This is a genomic window from Pseudomonas sp. HR1 (genome assembly GCF_030175875.1).
GTDB lineage: Bacteria > Pseudomonadota > Gammaproteobacteria > Pseudomonadales > Pseudomonadaceae > Chryseomonas > Chryseomonas oryzihabitans.
In genome coordinates, this window is record NZ_JASNRF010000008.1 from 118912 (window position 1) to 141186 (window position 22275).

The 22275-nt window shown below is 65.8% G+C and carries 25 protein-coding genes and 1 tRNA gene; 7 read left to right on the plus strand and 19 right to left on the minus strand.

Going from position 1 to position 22275, the window contains the following annotated elements:
* Window positions 1–2: 2 nt before the first annotated feature.
* From QKY98_RS22125 to QKY98_RS22155, 7 genes are all read right to left on the minus strand, one after another.
* Window positions 3–1004, minus strand: coding sequence for a glutathione S-transferase family protein (locus QKY98_RS22125; RefSeq protein ID WP_284671603.1), 1002 nt, complete (start codon window positions 1002–1004; stop codon window positions 3–5).
* 65 nt (window positions 1005–1069) lie between these two features.
* The gene (locus QKY98_RS22130; RefSeq protein WP_284671604.1) at window positions 1070–2053 is read right to left on the minus strand and encodes a glycosyl transferase family protein; all 984 of its coding nucleotides are present in this window, start codon (window positions 2051–2053) and stop codon (window positions 1070–1072) included.
* On the minus strand, window positions 2050–2361 hold the full coding sequence (locus QKY98_RS22135) for a TusE/DsrC/DsvC family sulfur relay protein (protein WP_007162309.1): 312 nt from the start codon (window positions 2359–2361) through the stop codon (window positions 2050–2052). The genes QKY98_RS22130 and QKY98_RS22135 overlap by 4 nt, the downstream gene beginning before the upstream one ends.
* Window positions 2362–2363: 2 nt before the next feature.
* On the minus strand, window positions 2364–2663 hold the full coding sequence (tusB, locus tag QKY98_RS22140) for a sulfurtransferase complex subunit TusB (RefSeq protein ID WP_007162310.1): 300 nt from the start codon (window positions 2661–2663) through the stop codon (window positions 2364–2366).
* Window positions 2660–3016 (minus strand): sulfurtransferase complex subunit TusC, encoded by a 357-nt coding sequence (tusC, locus tag QKY98_RS22145; protein WP_007162311.1) that lies wholly within the window; start codon window positions 3014–3016, stop codon window positions 2660–2662. Before tusC ends, tusB begins: the two co-directional genes overlap by 4 nt.
* Before the next feature lies 1 nt (window position 3017).
* Window positions 3018–3413 (minus strand): sulfurtransferase complex subunit TusD, encoded by a 396-nt coding sequence (gene tusD / locus QKY98_RS22150; RefSeq protein WP_074585135.1) that lies wholly within the window; start codon window positions 3411–3413, stop codon window positions 3018–3020.
* A gap of 49 nt (window positions 3414–3462) precedes the next feature.
* On the minus strand, window positions 3463–4131 hold the full coding sequence (locus QKY98_RS22155; RefSeq protein ID WP_007162313.1) for a Bax inhibitor-1/YccA family protein: 669 nt from the start codon (window positions 4129–4131) through the stop codon (window positions 3463–3465).
* A gap of 127 nt (window positions 4132–4258) precedes the next feature.
* Between QKY98_RS22155 and QKY98_RS22160 the strand changes: the two genes are divergently transcribed.
* Window positions 4259–4346 (plus strand) — tRNA-Ser (locus QKY98_RS22160).
* Window positions 4347–4791: 445 nt separating this feature from the next.
* On the opposite strand, the gene QKY98_RS22165 is transcribed toward QKY98_RS22160, so the two are convergent.
* From QKY98_RS22165 to QKY98_RS22205, 9 genes are all read right to left on the minus strand, one after another.
* Entirely contained in the window at window positions 4792–5013 is a 222-nt protein-coding gene (locus QKY98_RS22165) for a hypothetical protein (protein ID WP_147302591.1), read from the minus strand.
* Window positions 5014–5413: 400 nt separating this feature from the next.
* Window positions 5414–5995, minus strand: a complete 582-nt coding sequence (locus tag QKY98_RS22170) for a YajG family lipoprotein (RefSeq protein ID WP_027601141.1) — start codon at window positions 5993–5995, stop codon at window positions 5414–5416.
* Window positions 5996–6262: 267 nt separating this feature from the next.
* Window positions 6263–6526 (minus strand): hypothetical protein, encoded by a 264-nt coding sequence (locus QKY98_RS22175; RefSeq protein WP_284671605.1) that lies wholly within the window; start codon window positions 6524–6526, stop codon window positions 6263–6265.
* Window positions 6527–6639: 113 nt separating this feature from the next.
* Complete coding sequence (gene folE2 / locus QKY98_RS22180) at window positions 6640–7545, minus strand: GTP cyclohydrolase FolE2 (RefSeq protein WP_144960696.1); 906 nt, start codon at window positions 7543–7545, stop codon at window positions 6640–6642.
* A 14-nt stretch (window positions 7546–7559) separates the two neighbouring features.
* Window positions 7560–8795, minus strand: a complete 1236-nt coding sequence (gene zigA, locus QKY98_RS22185) for a zinc metallochaperone GTPase ZigA (protein WP_108582171.1) — start codon at window positions 8793–8795, stop codon at window positions 7560–7562.
* A gap of 198 nt (window positions 8796–8993) precedes the next feature.
* On the minus strand, window positions 8994–9728 hold the full coding sequence (locus QKY98_RS22190) for an SDR family NAD(P)-dependent oxidoreductase (protein WP_284671606.1): 735 nt from the start codon (window positions 9726–9728) through the stop codon (window positions 8994–8996).
* A gap of 158 nt (window positions 9729–9886) precedes the next feature.
* A complete protein-coding gene (catA, locus tag QKY98_RS22195; RefSeq protein ID WP_027597808.1) occupies window positions 9887–10822 on the minus strand; it encodes a catechol 1,2-dioxygenase in 936 nt (311 codons plus the stop codon).
* A 36-nt stretch (window positions 10823–10858) separates the two neighbouring features.
* Window positions 10859–11149 (minus strand): muconolactone Delta-isomerase, encoded by a 291-nt coding sequence (gene catC, locus QKY98_RS22200; RefSeq protein ID WP_144960700.1) that lies wholly within the window; start codon window positions 11147–11149, stop codon window positions 10859–10861.
* 23 nt (window positions 11150–11172) lie between these two features.
* Window positions 11173–12315: a muconate cycloisomerase family protein gene (locus tag QKY98_RS22205; protein ID WP_144946624.1), complete on the minus strand. Its 1143-nt coding sequence runs from the start codon at window positions 12313–12315 to the stop codon at window positions 11173–11175.
* A 121-nt stretch (window positions 12316–12436) separates the two neighbouring features.
* Here QKY98_RS22205 and QKY98_RS22210 point away from each other — a divergent pair, with 121 nt between their 5' ends.
* From QKY98_RS22210 to QKY98_RS22235, 6 genes are all read left to right on the plus strand, one after another.
* Complete coding sequence (locus tag QKY98_RS22210; RefSeq protein ID WP_284671607.1) at window positions 12437–13318, plus strand: LysR family transcriptional regulator; 882 nt, start codon at window positions 12437–12439, stop codon at window positions 13316–13318.
* 165 nt (window positions 13319–13483) lie between these two features.
* Entirely contained in the window at window positions 13484–14731 is a 1248-nt protein-coding gene (locus tag QKY98_RS22215) for a dienelactone hydrolase family protein (RefSeq protein ID WP_284671608.1), read from the plus strand.
* Window positions 14732–14735: 4 nt separating this feature from the next.
* Entirely contained in the window at window positions 14736–15530 is a 795-nt protein-coding gene (locus QKY98_RS22220; protein WP_284671609.1) for an SDR family oxidoreductase, read from the plus strand.
* Window positions 15531–15606: 76 nt separating this feature from the next.
* Window positions 15607–16845 carry a styrene monooxygenase/indole monooxygenase family protein gene (locus tag QKY98_RS22225; RefSeq protein WP_108582195.1) on the plus strand — a complete coding sequence of 413 codons (1239 nt, stop codon included), beginning with the start codon at window positions 15607–15609 and terminating at the stop codon, window positions 16843–16845.
* A 10-nt stretch (window positions 16846–16855) separates the two neighbouring features.
* A complete protein-coding gene (locus QKY98_RS22230; RefSeq protein ID WP_108582176.1) occupies window positions 16856–17383 on the plus strand; it encodes a flavin reductase family protein in 528 nt (175 codons plus the stop codon).
* Between the two features lie 97 nt (window positions 17384–17480).
* Window positions 17481–18413 carry a SphA family protein gene (locus QKY98_RS22235; protein WP_284671610.1) on the plus strand — a complete coding sequence of 311 codons (933 nt, stop codon included), beginning with the start codon at window positions 17481–17483 and terminating at the stop codon, window positions 18411–18413.
* 830 nt (window positions 18414–19243) lie between these two features.
* Here the strand turns inward: QKY98_RS22235 and antC are convergent.
* The 3 genes from antC to antA are packed head-to-tail and all read right to left on the minus strand — an operon-like array spanning window position 19244 to window position 22165.
* Window positions 19244–20278, minus strand: a complete 1035-nt coding sequence (gene antC / locus QKY98_RS22240; RefSeq protein ID WP_284671611.1) for an anthranilate 1,2-dioxygenase electron transfer component AntC — start codon at window positions 20276–20278, stop codon at window positions 19244–19246.
* A gap of 10 nt (window positions 20279–20288) precedes the next feature.
* Entirely contained in the window at window positions 20289–20780 is a 492-nt protein-coding gene (gene antB / locus QKY98_RS22245) for an anthranilate 1,2-dioxygenase small subunit (protein WP_144946641.1), read from the minus strand.
* Window positions 20777–22165, minus strand: coding sequence for an anthranilate 1,2-dioxygenase large subunit (antA, locus tag QKY98_RS22250; protein WP_284671612.1), 1389 nt, complete (start codon window positions 22163–22165; stop codon window positions 20777–20779). Before antA ends, antB begins: the two co-directional genes overlap by 4 nt.
* Window positions 22166–22275 lie beyond the last annotated feature (110 nt).

The window sequence follows — 22275 nt, forward strand, 5'->3', positions numbered from 1 at the left end:
ACTCAGACCGCGCCCTGGATGCCGGCACTGCTCAGGGCCTCGCGGCCATGGGGCAGATCCAGCTCCAGGGCCGGCCCCTTGGGCACGATACCGGTCGGATTGATCTGCGCATGGCTGCCGTAGTAGTGGTGCTTGATGTGCTCGAAGTCCACGGTCTCGGCGATCCCCGGCCACTGATACAGCTCCCTCAGCCAGCCCTGTAGCGCCGGATAGTCCCGGATGCGCCGCAGGTTGCATTTGAAGTGGCCGTGGTAAACGGCGTCGAAGCGAATCAGGGTGGTGAACAGGCGCCAATCGGCTTCCGTCAGCCATTCGCCGGTGAGATAGCGCTGGGTCTGCAGCAGCTTTTCCAGGTCGTCGAGGGTGGCGAAGACCTCGTCGAAGGCCTCTTCGTAGGCCTCCTGGGTGGTAGCGAAGCCAGCCCGGTAGACGCCGTTGTTGACCGTCGGATAGATGCGCTCGTTGAGGGCGTCGATGCGCCCGCGCAGGGCCTCCGGGTAGAGGTCCAGGCGATTGCCGGTCAGCTCGTCGAAGGCGCCGTTGAACATGCGGATGATCTCGGCGGATTCGTTGCTGACGATGCGCTCCTCCTGGCGATCCCAGAGCACCGGCACGGTAACTCGGCCGGTGTAGTCGGCCTGGTCGCGCTGATAGAGCTGGTAGAGACGCTCAAGGTGATAGAGGTCGTCACCACTGGAGCCCTTGGCCAGGTCGAAGGTCCAGCCTTCCTCGCGCATCAGCCAGCTGACCACCGAGACGCCGATCAGGTCCCTGAGGCCCTTGAGCTGGCGATAGATCAGGGTGCGGTGGGCCCAGGGACAGGCCAGGGACACATAGAGGTGGTAGCGCCCGGCTTCCGGGGCGTAGCGCGAGGCGCCTTGCGGAATGGCTTGCTCGGTGCGGGCGATCCAGTCCCGACGCTGGGCCTCTTCCCGTTTGAAATGGCCATCCTTGCCATTGTCGTACCAGCGGTCCTGCCACTGCCCATCGACCAACAAGCCCATATCGTCATCCTCCGCTGCGTTGCGGTTAGGAACCCGGGGAGCCGCTCCGGGTTCCTGAGGCGACGTCAGAGCGTCCGGTCGCGCGCTTCCCAGCGTCGCTCGGCTTCGCGCTGGGCGCTGGCCTGGTCCTGGCCCAGCGCGCGCAGGGCTACGGCCAGGGTGGCGATGACCGCCAGGCGCCCATAGGGGTCTTCCGCTTCCCCGCGCCAGGTGGCGGCGAGCAGGGCCGGATCGAGGCGCTCCGGCTTGACCTGGCGACGCTCGGTCAGCGTCGGCCAGCTTTCGTCCCAGGCTTCGCCGCCACGGGTGCCGTAGAGGTGGGCGATGACATCGGGATTGCGCTCGACTTCACCGCCTTCGCCCTTGATGACGATGCTGTCATCACCCAGCAGACGACTGGCCTCGCGGTGCACCTCCTGGTAACCCGGATGGAAGATGCTCTGCAGGATGCAGCGCGCCTGGCTGGGGTTGAGCAGCCGGACCAGGGAGTGGATCGGCGAGCGCAGGCCGAGCTCGGCCTTGAGATCGATCATCCGCTGCAGGGCCGGCATCCAGGCGGCCAGCGGCAGGAAGGCCGGCTGACCGCGATCGAGCAGGGCGTCGACGTCCTGCCAGTCAGTGGCGGTCGGCATCCCCAGGTCGGCCAGGCACTGTTCGGTATAGAGCCGGCCCGCGGTGTGGGTACCACCGCCATGCATGACCACCCGCACGCCACTGCCGGCCAGGCATTTCACCGCCAGCAGGTACCAGGGCAGGTGACGCTTCTTGCCCGCGTAGGACGGCCAGTCGAGATCGACGGCGAAACCTGGCGGCTGCAGCCGCGCCCGGACGGCGCGGGTAAAGCCAGCCAGTTCCTCGGCGCTCTCTTCCTTGTGTCTGAGCAGCATGAGAAAGGCGCCGAGCTGGGCTTCGGTCACCTGGCCGTCGAGGATCAGACCCATGGCCATTTCCGCCTCGGCCTCGGTCAGGCTGCGGGCGCCGCGCTTGCCCTTGCCCAGGGCCCGGACATAGACGGCGAAGGGGTGTTCTTCGGGCGTGGTGAGGGTCATAGGCAATTATCCGGTTTCGGCAGGCCGGCCAGTTTGGCGCCGAGCTTGGCCGGCGCGCCCTTGAACAGCAGGTTGAGCTGCAGACTGGTGCCAAGATCCGGGCCCAGCGTCTGGGCAATGTACTTGATCAGCGGCCGGTTGGCTGGTGAAAGCTGGAATTGTGCGTAGAAGTCACGCAGCGCCTGCAGCACCTGCCAGTGGCGCTCGGTCAGCTCGATGCCTTCCTTGAGTGCCAGTTGCTGGGCTACTTCGGGACTCCACTGGGAGAGGTCGCGCAGATAGCCTTCGGGGTCGAGGTCGAGAGGCATGGCTAGGTCCAGCTGATGACCTTGGCGCAGCTCACGCTCAGGTCGACGAAGGTGGGGTAGTCGATCAGGGGCACGGCCCGCTCGGGTTGCAGGCGACGCGCCTGGACGTCTTCCGCCAGGGCATAGAGGGCCGTCTCGGCCGGGAGTTGCGTCAACAACTCCGCCGCCGCGCTGCCAGGGCGCAGGGCCTCGACGGCAGCGCCGGTGAGCAGAACGGTGTCCTCGCCGCGGACCCAGCTCAGGCCGTCCAGGGCACCGGCGTCCAGTAGCGGCGAGCGGGAAAACAGGTGCAGGGTAGTCAAATGGAAATCACCTGGTCATGGTCGTGGATCAGCGCCATCAGCCCCTCGGGCTCCAGCGGAGTCACCCAGGCGGGCAACTGCTCCGGCGTGATGCCCAGGCGGTGTAGGGCGGCGGCTTCAGCGTAGATGGCCTCGACACCGAACAGCGGCAGCGCAGAGAGGTTGGCGCTCAGGTCCTTCTGCTCGATGGCTGCACTGTCGGCCGCCAGCAGCTGGGTTACGCCAGGACCCGCGAACAGCAGCGCCAGGGGCAATTCGAAGGCACCACCGGCCAGTACGATATCCAGCGCCTCGCGCGGACCGGGGCCGCTCAGGGCCGGTTGGCGGGAGATGACGAGAGTACTCCTGGCCATGCTAGTCGCCTCCAAAGCAGAGCAGGCGATCGGCGTCCTGCACCGCCTCGTGCAACTGGCCCAGGCCGGACAGCTGCCAGGGCGCCCGCACGTTCACCGCGCCCTCACGTTCGTAGCGCTGCGCTTCGTTCTCGTCCAGCAGCCCGCGCTTGAGGGCGGCGGCGATGCAGACCACGGCGTCGATCTGGTGGCGTTCGATCAGCTCGCGCCAACGGGCGGGCAGATCGGATTCGTCCTGGCCACTGACCAGGGCGTGAGAGGCGTTATGGACGCCGTCGCGGTAAAGAAAGAGGCGCGACAGCTCGTGACCCCCGGCCAGCAGCGCCTCGCAGAAGCGCAGGGCCCGACGCGCCGAAGGCGCCTGGGGTGGAGAAAGGACAACGATGGCAAATTTCATGGATGTAAAAAGGCCCGCCGAAGCGGGCCTCTTGGGCTACCGCTCGTAATCAATCGTTGTTGCTGGCGAATCCGAAGATCTGCAGCAAGCTGATGAACATATTGTAGATCGAGACGTACAGGGTGATGGTAGCCATGATGTAGTTGTCTTCACCACCGTGCACGATGGCGCTGGTCTGGAACAGGATGGCCGCGGCGGCGAACAGCACGAAGCCCGCGCTGATGGCCAGTTGCAGGCCGCTGATCTGGACGAAGAAGGACAGCACCACGGCGCCCAGCAGGATCCAGAAGCCCGCCATCAGAAAGCCACTGAGGAAGCTCATGTCCTTGCGGCTGATCAGGGCGTAGGCCGACAGGCCGAAGAAGGCCAGGGCGGTCATGCCGGCAGCGGAGGCGATCACGCTGCCACCGTTGGGCAGGCCCAGATACATGTTCAGGATCGGGCCCAGGGTGTAGCCCATGAAGCCGGTGAGGGCGAAGGTACTGACCAGACCCCAGCCGCTGTCGCGGGTCTTCACGGTCAGGAAGAACAGGCCATAGAAGCCGATCAGGACCACGAAGATGTTGGGGTAGGGCAGCCGCATCTGCTGCGAGACGAAGGCGACCAGGCCGCTGAACGCCAGAGTCATGGCCAGCAGGGCATAGGTGTTGCGCAATACACGGCTGACGTCCCGCGGTTGCGCGATAGCAGGGTTGTAGGCGTATTGACGCTCGTTCATGGTGTACTCCAAAGCTAAATTAACGGTGTGATGTACCGTACGACCCCGAAGATAGCAAATGTTGCTTAAGGATCGCTTGCGACTGTTTGACAGTGTGTTGCCATCAGGTACTATGCGCCCCTCTTACGGAAGTGTGGCCGAGTGGTTTAAGGCAGCGGTCTTGAAAACCGCCGACTCGCAAGGGTCCCAGAGTTCGAATCTCTGCGCTTCCGCCACCTTCGAAGCCCCGTTCTTACGGGGCTTTTTGCTGTCTGCAGGGTCGAATTTCAAGAGCACTCGGGCGAGAAAAAAGAGCAGTTCCGAAGTTCTTTCGGAACAGCGCCGATGCCTGACCTTCTATAGCCCTCGACTTGATGAGGGTGAGCATCGCGGCAACCCTGGCCCCCGAACGAGAGCCAGGGCTGAGCTGAGTGCGATCGTGGGGAACTGCCTTTTGAGATGAGCAGGCAGAACGGCCTGAGTCAGGACGTGCCAAGCATCGTCAAACTATCGGTCATCCGCAAGCTGACGACCCTGGTCACGCGCCATCGTCAGCAAGCCACCATGGCCACCACGAAGATAGTTGCCAACCCGATACACATGGCACCCAGGGTGAGCGCCAGTAGGCCCTGATCGCTGGCCAGCGATCGTGGACGAATGAGAGCAGATTTGAGCGGGACGCTATTTAGCCGGCCGTTGGGCCTCGACTCGAAGAGCGTCACTGTCCTTGTCAATTGATAGCGCAACTGAAATATCCTTTTCAGTTTCGGTACTGGGCTGCGGCACCCAGCTATTGGCCGCGATTGTGGCTTCAGCGAAGCTCAACAGCAAGACCATTGCTGCTACGCAGGTTCCTATGGCAATCGCATTGATTACCTTCTGTTCTTTCACAGGCGCATTCATGTTGCTTGCCTAGCCGGGTCCACGTCGAATGAGGTGGTCTGACAACCGCAGGCGGCAGAAGTGCGGAGGCATTAGGTTTTCACGATCAACCCTGGCTCCCGTCACCGCGGTAAGGCGTCGCTATTCAGCGCGATACCGCGATCCACAGCTGAGCGTTGCGCTCAGCTCAGTTGAATACCGGTTTCGCCCGCTATCCTGTCTGACGACTTTGTACTCCGGTCTTCCTGCTCCCACATGCCACCGCCGCCGATGACTGCAACTCGGCTGAAACCCCTCGTGCGCCCCGGCGTTCGTATCGATGGCGGTGCGATATACTCCGCTGCGGATCCAGTTCCAGTATCTGGACATGAAAAAGCCCGCGCGAAGCGGGCTTTTTCCAGACCGAGGAGCAGCGTCCCAGTCAGGGCGTGTTGCCCTTGGCCAGGGCGGCAGCGATGGCCGGTGCGTCGATGGCGTTGGTCAGGACCTGGGTGCCCGAAAGGATGACGTTGTTGGTCGGGCCGCTGCCTTTGATCTCGTCGCTGGCGAGCAGCTTGCCCTGGTCGTCGAGGACCTGGGTGATGACGTCATAGTCGAAGCGGACGCGCATGTAGGCGTCGGATTTCCACTCCCGCAGTTTCAGTACCAGCAGCTTCTGGCCCTGGGGCGCGCGGTCGCTGGCCTGGCTGGGCATGGCGGTGATGGCGGCGCGGGCCAGGGCCTTTTGCACGGCGTCCTGCAGGTCGGCGGAGAGGGGGCTACCGCTGTAGGTGCGGACGCTCCAGGGGTTGTAGTAGAGACCGCGGATGTTGCCGACGTAGGTGGCGTCCTTGTTCTGGGCGACCACATAGGGGCGCTCATCGAGTACCGCGACGGCGACCGGCTTGTCGGCCTTGACGGTGAGTTGCGGGGCGGTCTGGCGGTAGTCGATCTTCTGGCCGATGGCGCAACCGGCCAGTTGCAGCGCAGCGAAGGTGATGAACAAGAGATGGGACGGCTTCATGCGAAACTCCTTTTTCGAGAGGCGCGCAGTCTAAGCCATCAGCTCCGTCATGCCAAAATAATGTGATGCAGGTCGCTAAATATCTGGATGGCCACGAGTCGATTGCCGGGCTCCGCAGCCGGGTGGATGCGCCTGGCACGCTTATCAGTGGGGTAGGCAGGCCAGGGGATTACCTGCCTTTCAGTGGCGGGGACTCACGCAGCCTCAAGGGAAGGCACAGCGCTCAATGATAAGACAGTCCCCAGGCTCTGCCCCGACCCGGGCGGGCTACAGCGTCTTCTTGTATTGCTTGTCCACCTTCTTGTCTTCGCGGTGGCGTTCCTTGTCCAGATGGGTATCGGTGCGGTCGGCTTCGTCGGCGGCATGGGCCGCGCCCTTGTCGACTTCCTTGCGGTCGTGGCGGGCGTCCTTGCTCACGTCACGACCGTCCTGGCGGATGCTCTTTTCCACCGGGCTTTCGGCCAGTGCGACGCCCGTGCCGAGGACGCTCAGCAGAACGGTCATGGCTGCTGCGGTAAGGCGGGATTTCATCGAGAAGCGCTCCTGAATCGAGAGAAAGGGAGTGGCCGTCCAGAGCGACCGCTTCGTTTGCAGTAAAGCGGTAAAGCGGCCGTTTTGAAAGGAAAGCTGCAGAGACGCCCTGTTCAAGCGGGCGAGCTGGAGGCCCAGGCGGACGCATCGTGCGGATGCAGACTCTCCAAATGGCGCACCTGGAGGCTCACGTCCCGGTAGCTGTCACGCAGGGCGACCAGCAGGCGGCGGGCGGCGTCCTCGACGAACATCAGGTTGCTGCCATTTAGCGCGGCGAAGGCCTGTTCGTCGGCGCGCTTGACGGCGGTCTGCACCGGCGTGCCTAGGGCCTGTTCGCACTGGTCGATCAGGGGCAGCAAGCCGAAGTCGACTGCCCCGGCCGGCAGGCTGATCCGTACCCGGGCCAGGCTGCGCTGGCTGTGCGGGGTGGCCAGGGAGGCGTGACGGCTCAGCCAGTGGGCGACGGTGGCGGGATCGAGCTGCGTGGTGGTCCCGTGTTCGGCCAGAAAGGCCCGTTCGATCAGTTGCCGGGACAGGGCGGCGGAGCAGGGGCAGGTGGAAGAGTAGAGGATCTCGACGCGCGCGCTGAGCTGGAATACCCCAGCCACCCAACTGGCTTCCAGGCGCACGGGATAGCGTTTCCAGCCGCTCAATTCGGGGGTCATCAGGGCGGGGCGGCGGATCAGCAGGGCGAAATCCAGCCGCAGGCGGGCGGCGCGGGAGTCGCAGCTGCGGTGGCTGGCGACCATGTCATTCAGCAGCAGACGCAGGCGCTCGGGCGTCAGGAGAGCTTCGCCGCCCAGGCGATCCAGCAGTTGATAGAGCCGGGACATATGGATGCCCTTGGCGGTGGCCGCGGGCAGGTCGACCTGAACGTCGGCGCTGGCGGGCAGCAGGCCGTCGAGTTCGCCCTGGCCGAGGCGGATCGGCAGGTCGATGCCCTGCATGCCGACCCAGTCGAGGGCGGCGGGCAGGGTGGCGGTCTCGCTGAGGGAGACATCGGGCAGGATGGCGTTCATGGGCAGGGCTCGCTTCAGTGCGGATCGGTGGCCTGGGGCCAGTCGCTGAAGGGGTTGTGCAGGCGCGTCCAGGCCGCGGGGCCGGCGGCGAGTTCACTGTCGGTCAGCAGGCAGGCATCCAGGCGGGCGCGCAGGGCGGCTTCGTCCATGTCCATGCCGATGAGTACCAGTTCCTGGCGAGCATCGCCGACGGCCTCGTGCCATTTCTCCTTGATGAGGGCGACGGTTTCTTCATCCTCCGGCCACTGCTCGGGCGATACCGCGGCCCACCAGCGCCCGGCCACGCCATGGCGAGCCACGGCGCCGGCCTGGGACCAGGTACCGGCATGGGCGGGATGGCTGGCCAGCCAGAAGTAGCCCTTGGAGCGGATCACGCCAGGCCATTCCCCCTCGACCAGGGCGAAGAAGCGCTCGGGATGGAAGGGGCGGCGGGCGTGATAGACAAAGCTCGAGATGCCGTATTCCTCGGTCTCGGGGGTATGTTCGCCGCGCAGCTCCTGCAGCCAGCCCGGCGCCTGGGCGGCTTTATCGAAATCGAAGAGTCCGGTCTGCAGCACCCGCTCCAGCGGTACGGCGCCAAAGCTCGCCAGTTCCAGCCGCGCACTGGGGTTGAGGCTGCGCAGGATGGCCAGCAGCCGATCGCGTTCCGCCGGTTCGATGAGGTCCAGCTTGTTCACCACCAGGACGTCGCAGAATTCGATCTGCTCGATCAGCAGGTCGACCACGGTGCGTTCGTCTTCCTCGCCGAGGGATTCGCCGCGGGATTCCAGCAGATCGCTGGAGGCGTAGTCGCGCAGGAAGTTGAAGGCATCCACCACGGTGACCAGGGTGTCGAGCTGGGCGACGTCGCCCAGGCAGCGCCCGTCTTCGCCGGCGAAGGTGAAGGTTTCGGCCACGGGCAGGGGCTCGGAGATCCCGGTGGATTCGATGACCAGCTGATCGAAGCGGCCCTCGCGGGCGAGGCGTTCGACTTCCAGCAGCAGGTCTTCGCGCAGGGTGCAGCAGATGCAGCCGTTGCTCATCTCCACCAGCTTTTCCTCGGTGCGCGACAGCTCGGCGCCGCCGTCGCGGACCAGGGCGGCGTCGATGTTGACCTCGGACATGTCGTTGACGATGACCGCCACCCGCCGGCCTTCGCGGTTGTTGAGAATATGGTTGAGCAGGGTGGTCTTGCCGGCGCCGAGAAAGCCGGACAGCACGGTGACAGGGAGTTTCTGGCTGGGGAGGCTGGCTAGGGTCGTCATGGTCATCACGGCTAGGGTAGGTCGTAGGGCGGGCGCGTTCCTGTAGGGGATGCTCCAGAACTTTATAACACGTTATAACATAACAGTTAGTGCGGGTTAAGAACGGACCCGTTCCCTGCACGGCTTCTTCTTCAGCTAACCGGGTGGGTGACTCGAGCCGCCCGCCATTGATCCAGGCGGACTGCCCTCGGTCACAGGCGCCAACTAGACGTGCTGACCGCCGTTGATATGGATCTCGGCACCGTTGATGTAGCAGGAGCGTTCGCTGCAGAGGAAGTAGATGGTCTCGGCCACTTCGTCGGGGGTACCCAGGCGCTTGAGCGGGACCTCGGCTTCCACCAGGCCATCGGTACCGGGCGAGAGGATGGAAGTGGCGATCTCGCCCGGTGCTATGGCGTTGGCGCGGATGCCACGGGGACCGAATTCATGGGCCAGTTCCCGGGTCAGCGCGGCCAGGCCTGCCTTGGAGGCGGCATAGGCCACTCCGGCGAAGGGGTGCACCCGCGAACCGGCGATGGAGGTGACGTTTACGATGCTGCCTCGAGCGGCTTCAAGCTCCGGCAGCAGGGCGCGGCCCAGCAGGGCGGTGGAAACCAGATTGACGTTGAGGACGTGGGTCCAGGTCTCGGCATCCGACGCGGCTACCCCGAGGCGACCGCCATCCGGCCCCTTGGGCGAGATGCCGGCATTGTTGACCAGGGCATCCAGCTTGCCGCTGGGCAGCCGCTCGCGGACGGTGGCGACCAGGCGATCGATCTGGGTGAGGTCGGCGAGATCGGCCTGGATGTGCGCGTCGCGGGCTTCCGGCCAGGCGCATTCTTCGGAGAACGGCTGGCGGGAGACGGTGAGCAGACGCCAGCCCAGGCTGCGGAACAGCTTGACGGTGGCGTGACCGATCCCGCGACTGGCACCGGTGAGCAGCATGGTGCGCTGGGTCATGGGCGACCCCGGCAGGCAGCGGGGCGGACGAGGGGCGACAGGACGGGCATGGTGGGTGACTCCGGCGTCTGGCAGGCCGGTTCACTATGCCCAAGCAGGACAGGTGGGGCAATCGATGGACCTGTCCTCACCGGCGGACCGATGAGGACAGGGTGCCTTCAGGCTTCTTCGAGGGCGCGCGGGCGGGCACTGCGCTGCTCGGCGGTGGGTTCTTCGGCGGGCTGCAATTCGAAGTCGAAGTCGATTTCGGCGAACTGGCTGCCGTCGAGGCCACGGGCGCGGGCGGCGTTGGCGTCGTCGTGGAAGTGGATGTCGGCGATGAGTTCGTCGCGGGTGGCGTAGGCGAAGTCATCGTGCAGGTACTTGTCGCCGGCCAGGTTGATCTGGGTAGTCAGGTGGCGATGGCCGGGAGCGGAGATGAAAAAGTGGATGTGCGCCGGGCGCTGGCCATGGCGGCCGAGGCCGTCGAGCAGGCGCTGGGTGGGGCCGTCCGGCGGGCAACCGTAGCCGGAGGGCACGATGCTGCGGAAGGCGTAGCGGCCCTCGGCGTCGGTGCGGATGCGTCGGCGCAGGTTGAATTCGGACTGCGCCGGATCGAAGTAGGAATAGGTGCCGCCGGTGTTGGCGTGCCAGACGTCCACCAGGGCGCCGGCCAGCGGGCGACCCTCGGTGTCGCGCACCTGGCCGGTCATGAACAGCGGCACGCCGGCGTCCTGGCCATCATCGAGCCGGGCTTCGCCTTCGCACAGAGGGGCACCGGCCACATAGAGCGGGCCTTCGATGGTGCGCGGGGTGCCACCGGTGCGGCCGGCCTGTTCGTCCTGGGCATCCAGCAGCAGATCCAGATAGTGCTCCAGGCCAAGGCCGGCGACCAGCAGTCCGGCTTCCTGGCGCGCGCCCAAGTCGTTGAAGTAGCTCACCGCCTGCCAGAATTCCTCGGGCGTCACCTCCAGGTCCTCGATCATGCGGATGCTGTCGGTGAGGATACGGTGCACGATGGTCTTGAGGCGCGGATTGCCGGCGTCCTGCTCGAAGCCGCTGGCGACTTCAAAGAACTTCTGCACATCGGCGGTCTGGGAAAGGGCTAGGGTCATGGAGCGATCCTCGGTGTTGTTGTTATGGGTGGCCAATCAACGGTCGTCGGTGTGGATGGAGGAGGGGTGTCGGCACAGGGCGGTGACCTCGATCTCCATATAGGGGTAGAGCGGCAGTTGCAGCAGGGTATCGTGCAGCGCCTGGGTATCGGCCGCGTCGAAGATGCTGACGTTGGCGTAGAGCCCGGCGATCCGCCAGAGGTGGCGCCAGGTGCCCTGGCGCTGGAGCTCCTGGGCCAGTTCCTTTTCCGCCTGCTTGAGTCGCGTGGCGTCGGCGGCAGGCAGGTCGTGGGGCAGTTTGACGGTCATGCGGACCATGAACAGCATGGTGAATCCTCCACGGGGCGTGATCAGGCAGTGGCGACGGCGAGGCTGCTGCGATCGCGACGGAAATGGGCGAGGCGGTCTTCGTCGAGGCTGACGCCGAGGCCGGGACCCTGGGGTAGCAGCAGCTGGAAGTCGCGATAGGTCGGCGGCTCGACGAGGATGTCCTCGGTGAGCAGCAGTGGACCGAACAACTCGCTGTGCCAGTCCAGCCGCTCCAGGGTGGCGAAGGCATGGGCCGAGGCCAGGGTGCCGATGCTGCCTTCGAGCATGGTGCCGCCATAGAGGCCGATGCCGGCCGCCTGCGCCAGGTGGGCGACCTTGAGCACCGCCCGCGGACCGCCGGTCTTGGCGATCTTGAGCGCGAATACCGGGGCGGCACCGGCACGGGCCAGGGCGAAGGCGTCGGGGAGGCTCTCGATGGCTTCGTCGGCCATCACCGGCGCCGGACTGCGGGCGCTGACCCGCGCCAGGGCCTGGACGTCATGGCGCGGCACCGGCTGTTCGATCAACTCCACCCCGGCGTCGGCCAGGGCCTGGCAGGCGCGCAAGGCCACGCCTTCGCTCCAGGCCTGGTTGACGTCGACCCGCACGCTGGCGCGATCGCCCAGGGCGCGCTTGATGGCTGCCACGTGGGCGATGTCCCGGGCCGGTTCGGCCGCGCCGATCTTGAGTTTGAAATGGCGATGGCGGCGCAGGTCGAGCATGCGTTCCGCTTCGGCGACGTCCTTGGCGGTGTCGCCGCTGGCCAGAGTCCAGGCCACCTCCAGCCCCTGTTGCACCCGGCCGCCGAGCAGTTCGGCGATGCCCAGGCCGCGACGCTGGCCCTGGGCGTCGAGCAGAGCGGTCTCCAGGGCCGACTTGGCGAAGGTATTGGCGCGCACGCTGCGCTCGACCCGCTGCATCACGGCATTGAGGTTGTCGGCGTCCTGGCCGATCACCAGGGGCGCCAGATAGGTGTCGAGGTTGGTCTTGATGCTTTCCGGGCTCTCCCCGGCGTAGGCCAGGCCGCCGATGGTGGTGGCTTCGCCGAGGCCCTGGCTGCCGTCGCTGCAGGTCAGGCGCAACAGCACCAGGGTCTGCCGCTGCAGGGTATGCATGGCCAGCTTGTGCGGGCGGATGGTGGGCAGGTCGACGAGGCAGGTGTCCAGGCGTTCGATGCTGATCATGGGCCGAATCCATCAGGGGCGGTCGTTGCCGCGCGTTCTTGTAGGGACGGCCTTCAGCTTGCGAGTTGCCTCCCCGGCAGTCCAATATCCGTTGCGTGTTCTACGATACCCTGGAGGTATGATGGAGCTGCGGCATCTGAGGTATTTCCTGGCCTTGGCGGAGACCCTCAACTTCACCCGCGCGGCCGAACGCCTGCACATGGCCCAGCCGCCCCTCAGCCGGCAGATCCAGCAACTGGAAGAAGAGCTGGGGGTGAGCCTGCTGGAGCGCGGCCGGCCCTTGCGCCTCACCGAGGCCGGGCGCTATTTCCAGGAGCACGGCAGTCGGCTGCTGGCGCAGCTGGACGAGGTGCGCGACGGCACCCGGCGGGTGGCCGAGGGGCGCAAGCGCTGGTTGGGCATCGGCTTCGCGCCGTCCACGCTCTATGGCGCCCTGCCGGAACTGATCCGCCGACTGCGCACCGATGCCGGGCTGGAGCTGGGGCTGTCCGAGCTGATCACCCTGCAGCAGGTCGAGGCGCTCAAGAGCGGACGCATCGACATCGGTTTCGGTCGCATCCGCATCGAGGATGCCGCGGTGGTGCAGGAGGTGTTGCACGAGGATCCGCTGGTGGCGGTGCTGCCGGCCGGGCATCCGCTGCTGGGCGCGCCGGTGAGTCTGGCACGCCTGGCGGAAGAGCCCTTCGTGCTCTATCCCGCCGCGCCGCGACCCAGTTATGCCGACCACGTGCTGGCGCTGTTCGCTCGCGAAGGAGTGAACATCCGCGTGGCGCAGTGGGCCAACGAATTGCAGACGGCCATCGGCCTGGTGGCGGCCGGACTGGGGATCACCCTGGTGCCGGTCTCGGTGCGCCGGCTGCACCGCGACGACATCGACTACGTCTCCCTGAGCGATACTCAGGCGGTCTCGCCCATCGTCATCAGCTACCGGGCCGGCGATCGCTCGCCGCTGCTGGCGCATTGTCTGGCGCTGGTGCAGGAGACCGCTGCGCAACAGGCCTGAAGCCCCGGCCAGCCGTGGCCTGGGCGGGATTCGCCCGACGCCCGGGTGGCGGCCGCCGCGTAATTAGCTGCGCCAAGGGGATGGTCGCGGCAGTCTGCGGACAGCCCCGCAGCGGGAACCACGCCGAAGATGATTCCAGACCTGAGCAACCTGGAGTCTCTTGCGATGACCGGATCCTATATCCACGTACCTGCGCCGTCCGGCGCCTTCGACGCCTACTTCGTGCCCTCCATCGACGGTCGCGGTCCGGGCATCGTGTTGTGCCAGGAGATCTTCGGCGTCAACGCCGCCATGCGGGCCGTCGCCGATCACCTGGCCGAAGAGGGCTACAGCGTGCTGGTGCCCGATCTCTACTGGCGTCAGGCGCCGCGCATCGAATTGGGCTACACCCCGGAGGATTTCGAAAAGGCCTACGGCCACTACCAGGACTTCGACGAGAACCTGGGGGTGGTGGACATCGGTGCCGCCCTCGACCATTTGCGTAGCCTGCCCGAAGTGAGCGAAGCCGGGCTCGGCGTGGTGGGCTACTGCCTGGGTGGCAAGCTGGCCTACCTGGCCGCCTGCCGCTTGCGCCAAGTGGCTTGCGCCGTCGGCTACTACGGAGTCGGTATCGAAAAGGCCCTGGGCGAGTTGGAAGGCTTGAGTGGGCGCCTGGTGCTGCATTTCGCCGAGGCCGACCAATTCTGTCCGGCGCCGGCGCGGGAAGCCATCCTGGCGGCCCTGGCCGAGCGGCCGGGTACCGAGGGTTACGTCTACCCCGGCGTCGACCATGCCTTCGCCCGGCCCGCCGGCCATCACTACGACAAGCCCGCCGCGCTGCTGGCCCATGAGCGCACCATCGCCGCGCTGCGCCGCACCATCGGCCCGGACTACAACCTCTCGGCGCTGTGGGAAGAACATATCCGCCACGAATTCGATACCCGCGACGTGCCGGCGACCATGGCTACCATGGTGCCCGAGCCCTACGTCAACCATATCCCGACCATGACCGGCGGGGTCGGCTATCGCGAACTGGCGCGTTTCTATCGCTACCACTTCGTGCACGGCAACCCCAGGGACATGAAGCTCACGCCGATCTCGCGCACCGTGGGTGCCTCGCAGATCGTCGACGAATTCGTCATGAGCTTCACCCACGACGAGGCCATCGACTGGATGCTGCCGGGCGTGGCACTCACCGGTCGCTATGTCGAGATTCCCATGCTGGGGGTGGTGAAGTTCCGCGGGCCCAAGCTCTACCACGAGCACATCTATTGGGATCAGGCCAGCGTGCTGGTGCAGATCGGCCTGCTCGACCCCGAGGGCCTGCCGGTGGCGGGCGCCGAGACCGCGCACAAGCTGCTCGACGAGACCCTGCCATCCAACACCCTGATGCCGAGCTGGGCTTCCAGCGCCGGCAAGTCCATCGAGGAGTGAGGCCATGAGTCTGCATTCCCTCGATGGCAAGACGGTGGTCATCAGCGGCAGCGCCACCCTGATCGGCCAGGCGGTGGCCGAGAAGCTGGTCGCGGCAGGCGCCCGGGTAGCCCTGCTGGACATCGACCCGAATGGCGCGGCCGGTGCCGAGGTGCTCGGCGATGCGGCCTTCTTCCAGACCGTGGACCTGACCGATGACGCGGCCTTGGCGCTCGCGGTAGCCGCCATCCGCGAACGCTTCGGCGCAGTGGCCGGCCTGGTCAACCTGGCCTGCACCTATCTCGATGATGGCCTGGGGTCGCCGCGCGGCGACTGGCTCAAGGCACTGGACGTGAACCTGGTGTCGGCGGTGATGCTGGCCAAGGCGCTACACACTGATCTCAAGGCGCGGCGCGGGGCCGTGGTCAATTTCACCTCCATCTCCGCCGACTGCGCCCAGACCGGGCGCTGGCTCTACCCGGTGTCCAAGGCGGCGCTCAAGCAACTGACTCGCAGCATGGCGCTGGACCTGGCGGCGGACGGCATCCGCGTCAACTCGGTGTCGCCGGGCTGGACCTGGTCGCGGGTGATCGCCGAGGTCAGCGGTGGTAATCGCGCTCACGCCGACCGCGTCGCCGCCGACTTCCATCTGCTCGGCCGCCTCGGCGAGCCGGCGGAAGTGGCCCAGGTGGTCGCCTTCCTGTTGTCGCCGGCGGCGAGTTTCGTCACCGGCGCCGACTATGCCGTGGACGGTGGTTATTCGGTCATGGGACCGGAGCGCAACCAGCCGGCCATTCCACGCCTCGCCGAACGGGAGTGATGCCATGCACAACCCCTTCTGGCGCCTGTTCAACGGCTTCACCCCCACCCGCAACTCGACTCCCCGGAGAACCTCCATGCGCCGTATCGCCATCGTCGGGGCCGGCCAGGCCGGCCTGCAACTGGGCCTGGGCCTGCTCGCCCAGGGCTATCATGTCACCCTCACCACCAACCGCACCGGCGAGCAGGTGCGCGCGGGCAAGGTGATGTCCAGCCAGTGCATGTTCAACACCTCGTTGCAGACCGAGCGCGACCTGGGGCTGAATTTCTGGGAAGAGCAGTGCCCGGCGGTGGAGGGCATCGGCCTGGCCGTCCCCGATCCTGCCCATCCCGAGCGCCCGGCCTTTCAGTGGAGCGCGCGCCTGGAGCGCTATGCCCAGGCGGTGGACCAGCGCCTGAAGATGCCGGCCTGGATGGACGAGTTCGAGCGGCGCGGCGGTGAACTGGTGATCCAGGACGTCGGCCTGCCCGAACTGGAAACCCTGGCCGCCAGCCATGACCTGACCCTGCTCGCCGCCGGTAAGGGCGAGATCGTCAACCTGTTCGCCCGTGACACCGAGCGCACCGTCTTCCAGCAGCCCCAGCGTGCCCTGGCGCTGACCTATGTGAAGGGCATGCAGCCCATGTCGCCCTATTCGCGGGTGGCCTTCAACCTTATCCCCGGTGTGGGCGAATACTTCGTCTTCCCGGCCCTGACCCTGAACGGACCCTGCGAGATCATGGTGTTCGAAGGCGTGCCCGGCGGCCCCCTGGACTGCTGGCAGGACGTCACCTCGCCGGAGCAGCACCTGGAGCGTAGCCTGGAGATCGTCCGCCGCTTCGCGCCCTGGGAGGCCGAGCGCTGCCAGAACCTGGAGCTCACCGATGCCGGCGGCGTGCTGGCCGGGCGCTTCACGCCCATGGTGCGCAAGCCGGTGCTGCGCCTGCCTTCGGGCCGGCCGGTGTTCGGCATGGCCGACGCCCTGGTGGTCAACGATCCCATCACCGGCCAGGGCTCCAACAATGCCGCCAAGTGCAGCAAGGTCTATCTGGAGGCCATCCTCGCCCAGGGCGATGCCGCCTTCACCCCGGATTGGATGCACCAGACCTTCGAGCGCTACTGGGACTACGCCGGCCAGGTAGTGAAATGGACCAACAGCCTGCTGACCCCGCCGCCGCCGCACATCCTCGATCTGCTCGGCGCCGCCAGCCAGTCCCACGCCATCGCCTCGCGCATCGTCAACGCCTTCGACGATCCCCGCCGTTTCGCCCCCTGGTGGTTCGAAGCGGAGGCCTGCCAGGGCTTCCTGCGTGAACACCTGGACCAGGCTGCCTAAGGAGCCCACCATGACGATAGACGCGCTGGATCTCATCGCCGCCGACCCGGCCAACCCGCGGGCGCTGCGCAACCTACTAGGGCAATTCGCCACCGGCGTCACGGTGATCACCACCCGCGGCCGTGACGGGCGCAAGGTAGGGATGACCGCCAATTCCTTCTCCTCGGTGTCCCTGGAGCCGCCGCTGGTGCTCTGGAGCCTGGCCCGCCAGGCGCCGAGCCTGGCGGACTTCCTCGCCGCCAGCCACTTCGCCATCCACGTGCTGGGCAGCGACCAGCACCAGCTTTCCGGCCACTTCGCGCGGCCGGCGGAGGACAAGTTCGCCGGCATCGCTCACGTAGAGGGCACCGCCGGGGTACCGCTGCTGGAGGAGGCGGTGGCCACCCTGATCTGCCGCAACCACGTCCAGTACGAGGGTGGCGACCACCTGATCTTCCTTGGCGAGATCGAGCACTACCGACACAGCGGCGGAGAACCGCTGGTCTTCCACGCCGGCCAGTACCGGGTCGCCAGCGCGCATCCGGCGCTGAGCGCCTGAGCCTCGGCAGCGCCCGTCGATGCCACTCGATCGGCGGGCGCTGCCCTTTCGAATCTGCCTTTCGCGAGCACGAACAGCCGTATTCAAGGAGCCTTGCATGACCCGGATTCGCTATCTTTCCCTCGCCGGTGCCCTGGTCGCCGGAACCACCCAGGCCTATGACCTGCCGGTGGTCAACCTCGGCCTCACCAGCTTTCTCGACGGCGGCTTGCCCGCCGGTAACGGCTGGTACCTGCAACAGTATTTCCAGAACTACAGCAGCGATCGCCTGGTGGACCGCAACGGCGACAAGCTAGGCCTGCCCAAGACCCAGCTGGACTACCAGGTCTCGGTGACCCAACTCAGCTACGTGTCGGACCTGCGTCTGGGCAACGGCAACCTGGGTCTGAACATGTTGCTGCCGGTGGTGACGCGGATGAAGGTCGACGATGGCTTGAATAACGCGGCCCTCAAGGACCAGGGCGGCATGGGCGACCTGCTGGTGGGGCCGTTCATCCAGTTCGATCCGGTGATGGGGCCGAACGGGCCGCGCTTCGTCCAGCGCGTCGAATTGCAGGTGAATATCCCCACCGGTGAATACGACCGCGACAAGGACATTAATCCAGGCAACCACGCCTGGTCGTTCAATCCCTACTGGGCGGGCACCTACTGGTTCACCCCCAACTGGACCGCCTCGGTGCGTGCCCACTACCTCTACAACTTCAAGAACGACAAGCCGAACTACGCCTTCGGCGATGTCTCCGACATCCAGGCCGGGCAGGCGCTGCATGCCAACTTCGCCACCGAATACGCCGTCACCCCGCAACTGCGCCTGGGCCTCAACGGCTACTGGCTCAAGCAGATCACCGATACCCAGATCGACGGCCACGACGTCTCCGGTCGGCGCGAACAGGTCTGGGCCATCGGCCCGGGCGGCATGTACAGCTTTTCCAAGAACGACCACCTGGTGGCCAACGCCTACTTCGAGCAGGACGCGAAGAACCGTCCCGAAGGCAGCCGGGTGCAGGTGCGCTACATCCACCACTTCTGACCGGACGGAGTTCAGCTCCCTTCGTCCACTTTCAAGCCTGCCGGGGATGGCAGGCTTTTTTTTTGCACGGCGTTTGGGCGGTAAGCTCAACCAAGGGCGTGTCCAGGTGGTTCAGATATAGCGGCAGACGATGCGGGGTGGCGCCGGAGGTTATGGTCCTATTGGTCTTGGACGGTTGCGCCGTCTCATTCCAACCTCCGGCTCATTGAGGCTATAGCGTTCCGCCGTTGCGACCGCTTCTACGGCATCACTCACCTCTGTAGACGTCGATAACCGTAGCGTGGAAAACGGCGCAGCCTTTTCCACTGGAATCCGTCGCGATGCGTGCCCTCACCCCAACCCTCTCCCGAGGGGAGAGGGGGCTAGCCGAGCAGGCGTTCGGCCCTTCAGCTCCGGTGGGATCCTGGCCCTCACCTGGGTAACGACTGTCTCGGGGCTACCATCGCCGCGATAGAGCGGTGACTGCCATGGGCTGCGTTAGGTTCGGCTGAGCGAAGCGAAGCCCAACAGAGAGGCCCCGCCAAGCGATCCAGGCCAAGCGGTGGAGATTGATTGATGCCGCCGTAAGATTGGTTGCTGTCGGGCTTCGACGATGGAGCTGTCTCAACCCAACCTATCGGAATCGTCGCGTTGAGCGGTAGGTTGGGTTGAGCGCAGCGAAGCCCAACAGAGACGTCCCACCAAAGCGATTCATGCTAAGAGGTAAACGCCGATTAATGCCGTTGGAAGAGGAGCTGTCGGGCTTCGAAGGTGTAGCTGTTTCAGCCCGACTTACAAATGCGAAGCCCGGCAGACGAGCTGTCGGGCTTTTTGGATAGCGCGGTGCGGGGTCACCGCGAAGACGCACTCTGCAAAAACTTCTCGCTGTACAGCCGCGTCTCCTCGCCCAACCCCTGCTGGTCGAGCCAGGTCTTGACCGCCTCGACCATGGGCGGCGGGCCGCAGAGATAGAGGTCGCAGGCCTGGTCGGTGAGGAAGCGGCGGTCGAAGTGCTCGGGGATATAGCCGCTGAGGCCCTGCCACGCCGGACCCGGCTGGCTGACCACGGGCTGGTAGTCGAAGTCGGCGATGCGCGCGCGGTAGGCCTCCAGCCGGGCGCCCTCGCAGAGATCCTGCTCCTGGGTGACGCCATAGAACAGCCGCACCGGCTGGCCGCAGCCGCCTTTCTCGGCCATCTCGTCGAGCATGCCGAGGAAGGCCGACAGGCCCGTGCCGCCCGCCACCAGCACTAGCGGCCGCTCCACCTGGCGCAGGTAGAAGCTGCCCAGCGGGGCTTCCAGCTCCAGGGTCAGGCCCGGCTGGCAGCGTTCGCGCAGGAAGTTGCTCATCACCCCATCCGGCAGCAGACGGATGAGGAATTGCAGCTGGTTCTGCGCATTGGGCCGGTTGGCGAAGGAGTAGGCGCGCCAGTCATCGGTGCCGGGGATACGCAGCCGCGCGTACTGGCCTGGGAGGAATTGCAGCTGCCGGGGGGCAGAACTGGCGTCCAGATGCAGGATGGCGGTGGTGGCCGAGACCAGCTCCACCGAGATCACCTGGGCACTGATGCGCTCGGGCTCTTCGGCATGGCAGAGGCTGGAGTCGTGGTCGAAGTAGAAGGCGGCGTCGGAGGTCACCCGGGTCTGGCAGGCGAGCACCTTGCGTTGCGCCAGGTCCCGCTCGGAGAGGGCTTCCTCGTCGACGTAATCCTGGCTGTAGGCGCCGGCTTCGCAGCGCCCCTGGCAGGTGCCGCAGACGCCTTCGCGGCAGTCCAGCGGCAGGCTGATGCCCTGGCGCAGGGCGGCGTCCAGCAGCAGTTCGTTGGGCTTCACCGCGATGAACAGCGTCTTGCCGTCGGCAAAGCTCAGAGCGACGTTGTGGCTCATGGCGGTGGCCTCAGAGATGGTAGAAGTCGAGTACGGAGTTGATGACGTCGTTGAGCAGCAGCACCTGCTTGCGGACGACACGGAAGTCGCCGTCCACCTCGCGCAGGTGATAGGTCACCTGACCGTAGAACTGCTCGGACACCCCGTGGCGGGCATAGAGCGTCAGCCAGCCGGCGCGCACCTCCAGCAGACCGTCGTCAGCCCGGGCGACGCGTACGTTGCTGATCTGGTGCAGGGTGCGCGGCAGTGGCGTGGAGGCGGCCGACTTGCCGGTGCGCAGGCGGAACACCCGGTCCTCCAGGCCGGAGCGGTCGGCGTAGTAGATATAGGAGAGGCCCTGGGTGGGATCGGTCACGTACTCGTGCTCGCTGATCCATTGCGGCAGGTGGAAGACGCTGTCGGCCTCGAACAGCGCCAGATAGGCGTCCCAGTCCTGGGCATCGCAGAGCGCCGCCTTGCGATAGAGGAATTGTTCCACGGCGTATTGCAGATCTGGGTTCATGCCGACACCTCCGTCGGTTGCAGGGCTTTGTTGGCCAGGCCGTCGAGCAGGAAGCGCTGCCAGGCGCCGTGCTGGTTCACATAGAGGCCTTCATGGGTGAATTCGGTACCGGTGAGTACCGGCTGGATGCCCAGGGCCTCGCTGTTCACGGTGGGGCCGGCGGTCCAGCGATGATGGCCGCGGGAGATGTCATTCCAGCGCTCCAGGCGGGCCTGAAAGCCGCGCTGGGCTTCACGGAATTCCACCAGATCGTCGGGCGTACCCATGCCGGAGACGTTGAAGAAGTCCTCGAACTGGCGGATGCGGTTGGTGCGGTCGGCGGGCGCCTCGCCCTTGACGCCGATGCACTGGCTGATGATCTCGGTCTTGTTCCAGGCCACCGGCCGCACGATGCGCAGCTGGGAGCTGATCTGGTCCATGAAGAACAGGCTGGGGTAGATGTTGAGGTTGCGCAGGCGATGCATCATCCACTCGGCGCGGGCCTGGCCGTATTCCTCCACCAGGCGCGGCATGACGCTGGCGTAGCCGGGGCGCACCGTGGGGTTGGGCATGTCGCTGAACAGCAGGCTGTGGCCGTTCTTGAAGGAGAACCAGCCATCGTCGGTCTCGGCATCGCCGGCGCCGAGCTTGCTGTAGTCCAGGGTGCTGCTGGTGCCGCCTTTCTCGGCATTGACCTGTTGGCGGTGCTGCACGGTGGAGACGTAGTTGTAGTGCACGGTACTGACGTGATAACCGTCGAGGCCGTTCTCGTTCTGCAGCTTCCAGTTGCCGTCGTAGGTGTAGGTGGACTTGCCCGGCAGGATCTCCAGCTCGCCGGTGGGCGACTGGGCCACCATCATGTCGAAGAACACCTTGGCATCGCCCAGGTAGTCTTCCAGGGAGTCACTGCCCTGGGTATCCAGGCTGACGAAGACGAAACCCTTGTAGCTCTGGATGCGCGCCTTCTTCAGCCCGCGGGTGGCCTTGTCGAAGCCATCGGGGTATTCGCCTGGCGCCTTGACCTTCACCAGACGACCATCGCTCTTGTAACACCAGGCGTGGAACGGACAGGTGAAGGTGGACTGGTTGCCGCGCGCCACGCGGGTGAGGGTGGCGCCGCGGTGCTGGCAGGCGTTGATCAGCGCATGCAGCTCGCCGTTGCCATCGCGGGTGATGATCAGCGGTTGGCGACCGGCGCGCATCGTGACGAAGTCGTGGGGCTTGGCGATCTCGCTTTCGTGGCAGGCATAGATCCAGACCTTCTCGAAGATCAGCTCCATTTCCAGCTCGAACAGCTCGGGTTCGGTGAAGAGATCGCGGGCGATGCGATAGACGCCGTCGGCCGGACGGAAGTCCAGGCAACCTTGGATGTAGTCCTGCCATTGGGCAATGCTGCGGATGCTCATCAGGGGTGTCCTCTAGGGTGAGACTCGCCTCGATTGAAGCCCCGCCACCCCAACCCCTCTATCCGCTTTTTCGCTGATCGCTAGCCGGATTTTTTCGCTCGCCGGACTGG

Coding starts and splice junctions, on each gene's coding strand:
- QKY98_RS22125 (WP_284671603.1), bottom strand. CDS start 1,004: ATGGGCTTGTTGGTCGATGGGCAGTGGCAGGACCGCTGGTACGACAAT.
- QKY98_RS22130 (WP_284671604.1), bottom strand. CDS start 2,053: ATGACCCTCACCACGCCCGAAGAACACCCCTTCGCCGTCTATGTCCGG.
- QKY98_RS22135 (WP_007162309.1), bottom strand. CDS start 2,361: ATGCCTCTCGACCTCGACCCCGAAGGCTATCTGCGCGACCTCTCCCAG.
- tusC (WP_007162311.1), bottom strand. CDS start 3,016: ATGGCCAGGAGTACTCTCGTCATCTCCCGCCAACCGGCCCTGAGCGGC.
- tusD (WP_074585135.1), bottom strand. CDS start 3,413: ATGAAATTTGCCATCGTTGTCCTTTCTCCACCCCAGGCGCCTTCGGCG.
- QKY98_RS22155 (WP_007162313.1), bottom strand. CDS start 4,131: ATGAACGAGCGTCAATACGCCTACAACCCTGCTATCGCGCAACCGCGG.
- QKY98_RS22165 (WP_147302591.1), bottom strand. CDS start 5,013: ATGAATGCGCCTGTGAAAGAACAGAAGGTAATCAATGCGATTGCCATA.
- QKY98_RS22170 (WP_027601141.1), bottom strand. CDS start 5,995: ATGAAGCCGTCCCATCTCTTGTTCATCACCTTCGCTGCGCTGCAACTG.
- QKY98_RS22175 (WP_284671605.1), bottom strand. CDS start 6,526: ATGAAATCCCGCCTTACCGCAGCAGCCATGACCGTTCTGCTGAGCGTC.
- folE2 (WP_144960696.1), bottom strand. CDS start 7,545: ATGAACGCCATCCTGCCCGATGTCTCCCTCAGCGAGACCGCCACCCTG.
- zigA (WP_108582171.1), bottom strand. CDS start 8,795: ATGACCATGACGACCCTAGCCAGCCTCCCCAGCCAGAAACTCCCTGTC.
- QKY98_RS22190 (WP_284671606.1), bottom strand. CDS start 9,728: ATGACCCAGCGCACCATGCTGCTCACCGGTGCCAGTCGCGGGATCGGT.
- catA (WP_027597808.1), bottom strand. CDS start 10,822: ATGACCCTAGCCCTTTCCCAGACCGCCGATGTGCAGAAGTTCTTTGAA.
- catC (WP_144960700.1), bottom strand. CDS start 11,149: ATGCTGTTCATGGTCCGCATGACCGTCAAACTGCCCCACGACCTGCCT.
- QKY98_RS22205 (WP_144946624.1), bottom strand. CDS start 12,315: ATGATCAGCATCGAACGCCTGGACACCTGCCTCGTCGACCTGCCCACC.
- QKY98_RS22210 (WP_284671607.1), top strand. CDS start 12,437: ATGGAGCTGCGGCATCTGAGGTATTTCCTGGCCTTGGCGGAGACCCTC.
- QKY98_RS22215 (WP_284671608.1), top strand. CDS start 13,484: ATGACCGGATCCTATATCCACGTACCTGCGCCGTCCGGCGCCTTCGAC.
- QKY98_RS22220 (WP_284671609.1), top strand. CDS start 14,736: ATGAGTCTGCATTCCCTCGATGGCAAGACGGTGGTCATCAGCGGCAGC.
- QKY98_RS22225 (WP_108582195.1), top strand. CDS start 15,607: ATGCGCCGTATCGCCATCGTCGGGGCCGGCCAGGCCGGCCTGCAACTG.
- QKY98_RS22230 (WP_108582176.1), top strand. CDS start 16,856: ATGACGATAGACGCGCTGGATCTCATCGCCGCCGACCCGGCCAACCCG.
- QKY98_RS22235 (WP_284671610.1), top strand. CDS start 17,481: ATGACCCGGATTCGCTATCTTTCCCTCGCCGGTGCCCTGGTCGCCGGA.
- antC (WP_284671611.1), bottom strand. CDS start 20,278: ATGAGCCACAACGTCGCTCTGAGCTTTGCCGACGGCAAGACGCTGTTC.
- antB (WP_144946641.1), bottom strand. CDS start 20,780: ATGAACCCAGATCTGCAATACGCCGTGGAACAATTCCTCTATCGCAAG.
- antA (WP_284671612.1), bottom strand. CDS start 22,165: ATGAGCATCCGCAGCATTGCCCAATGGCAGGACTACATCCAAGGTTGC.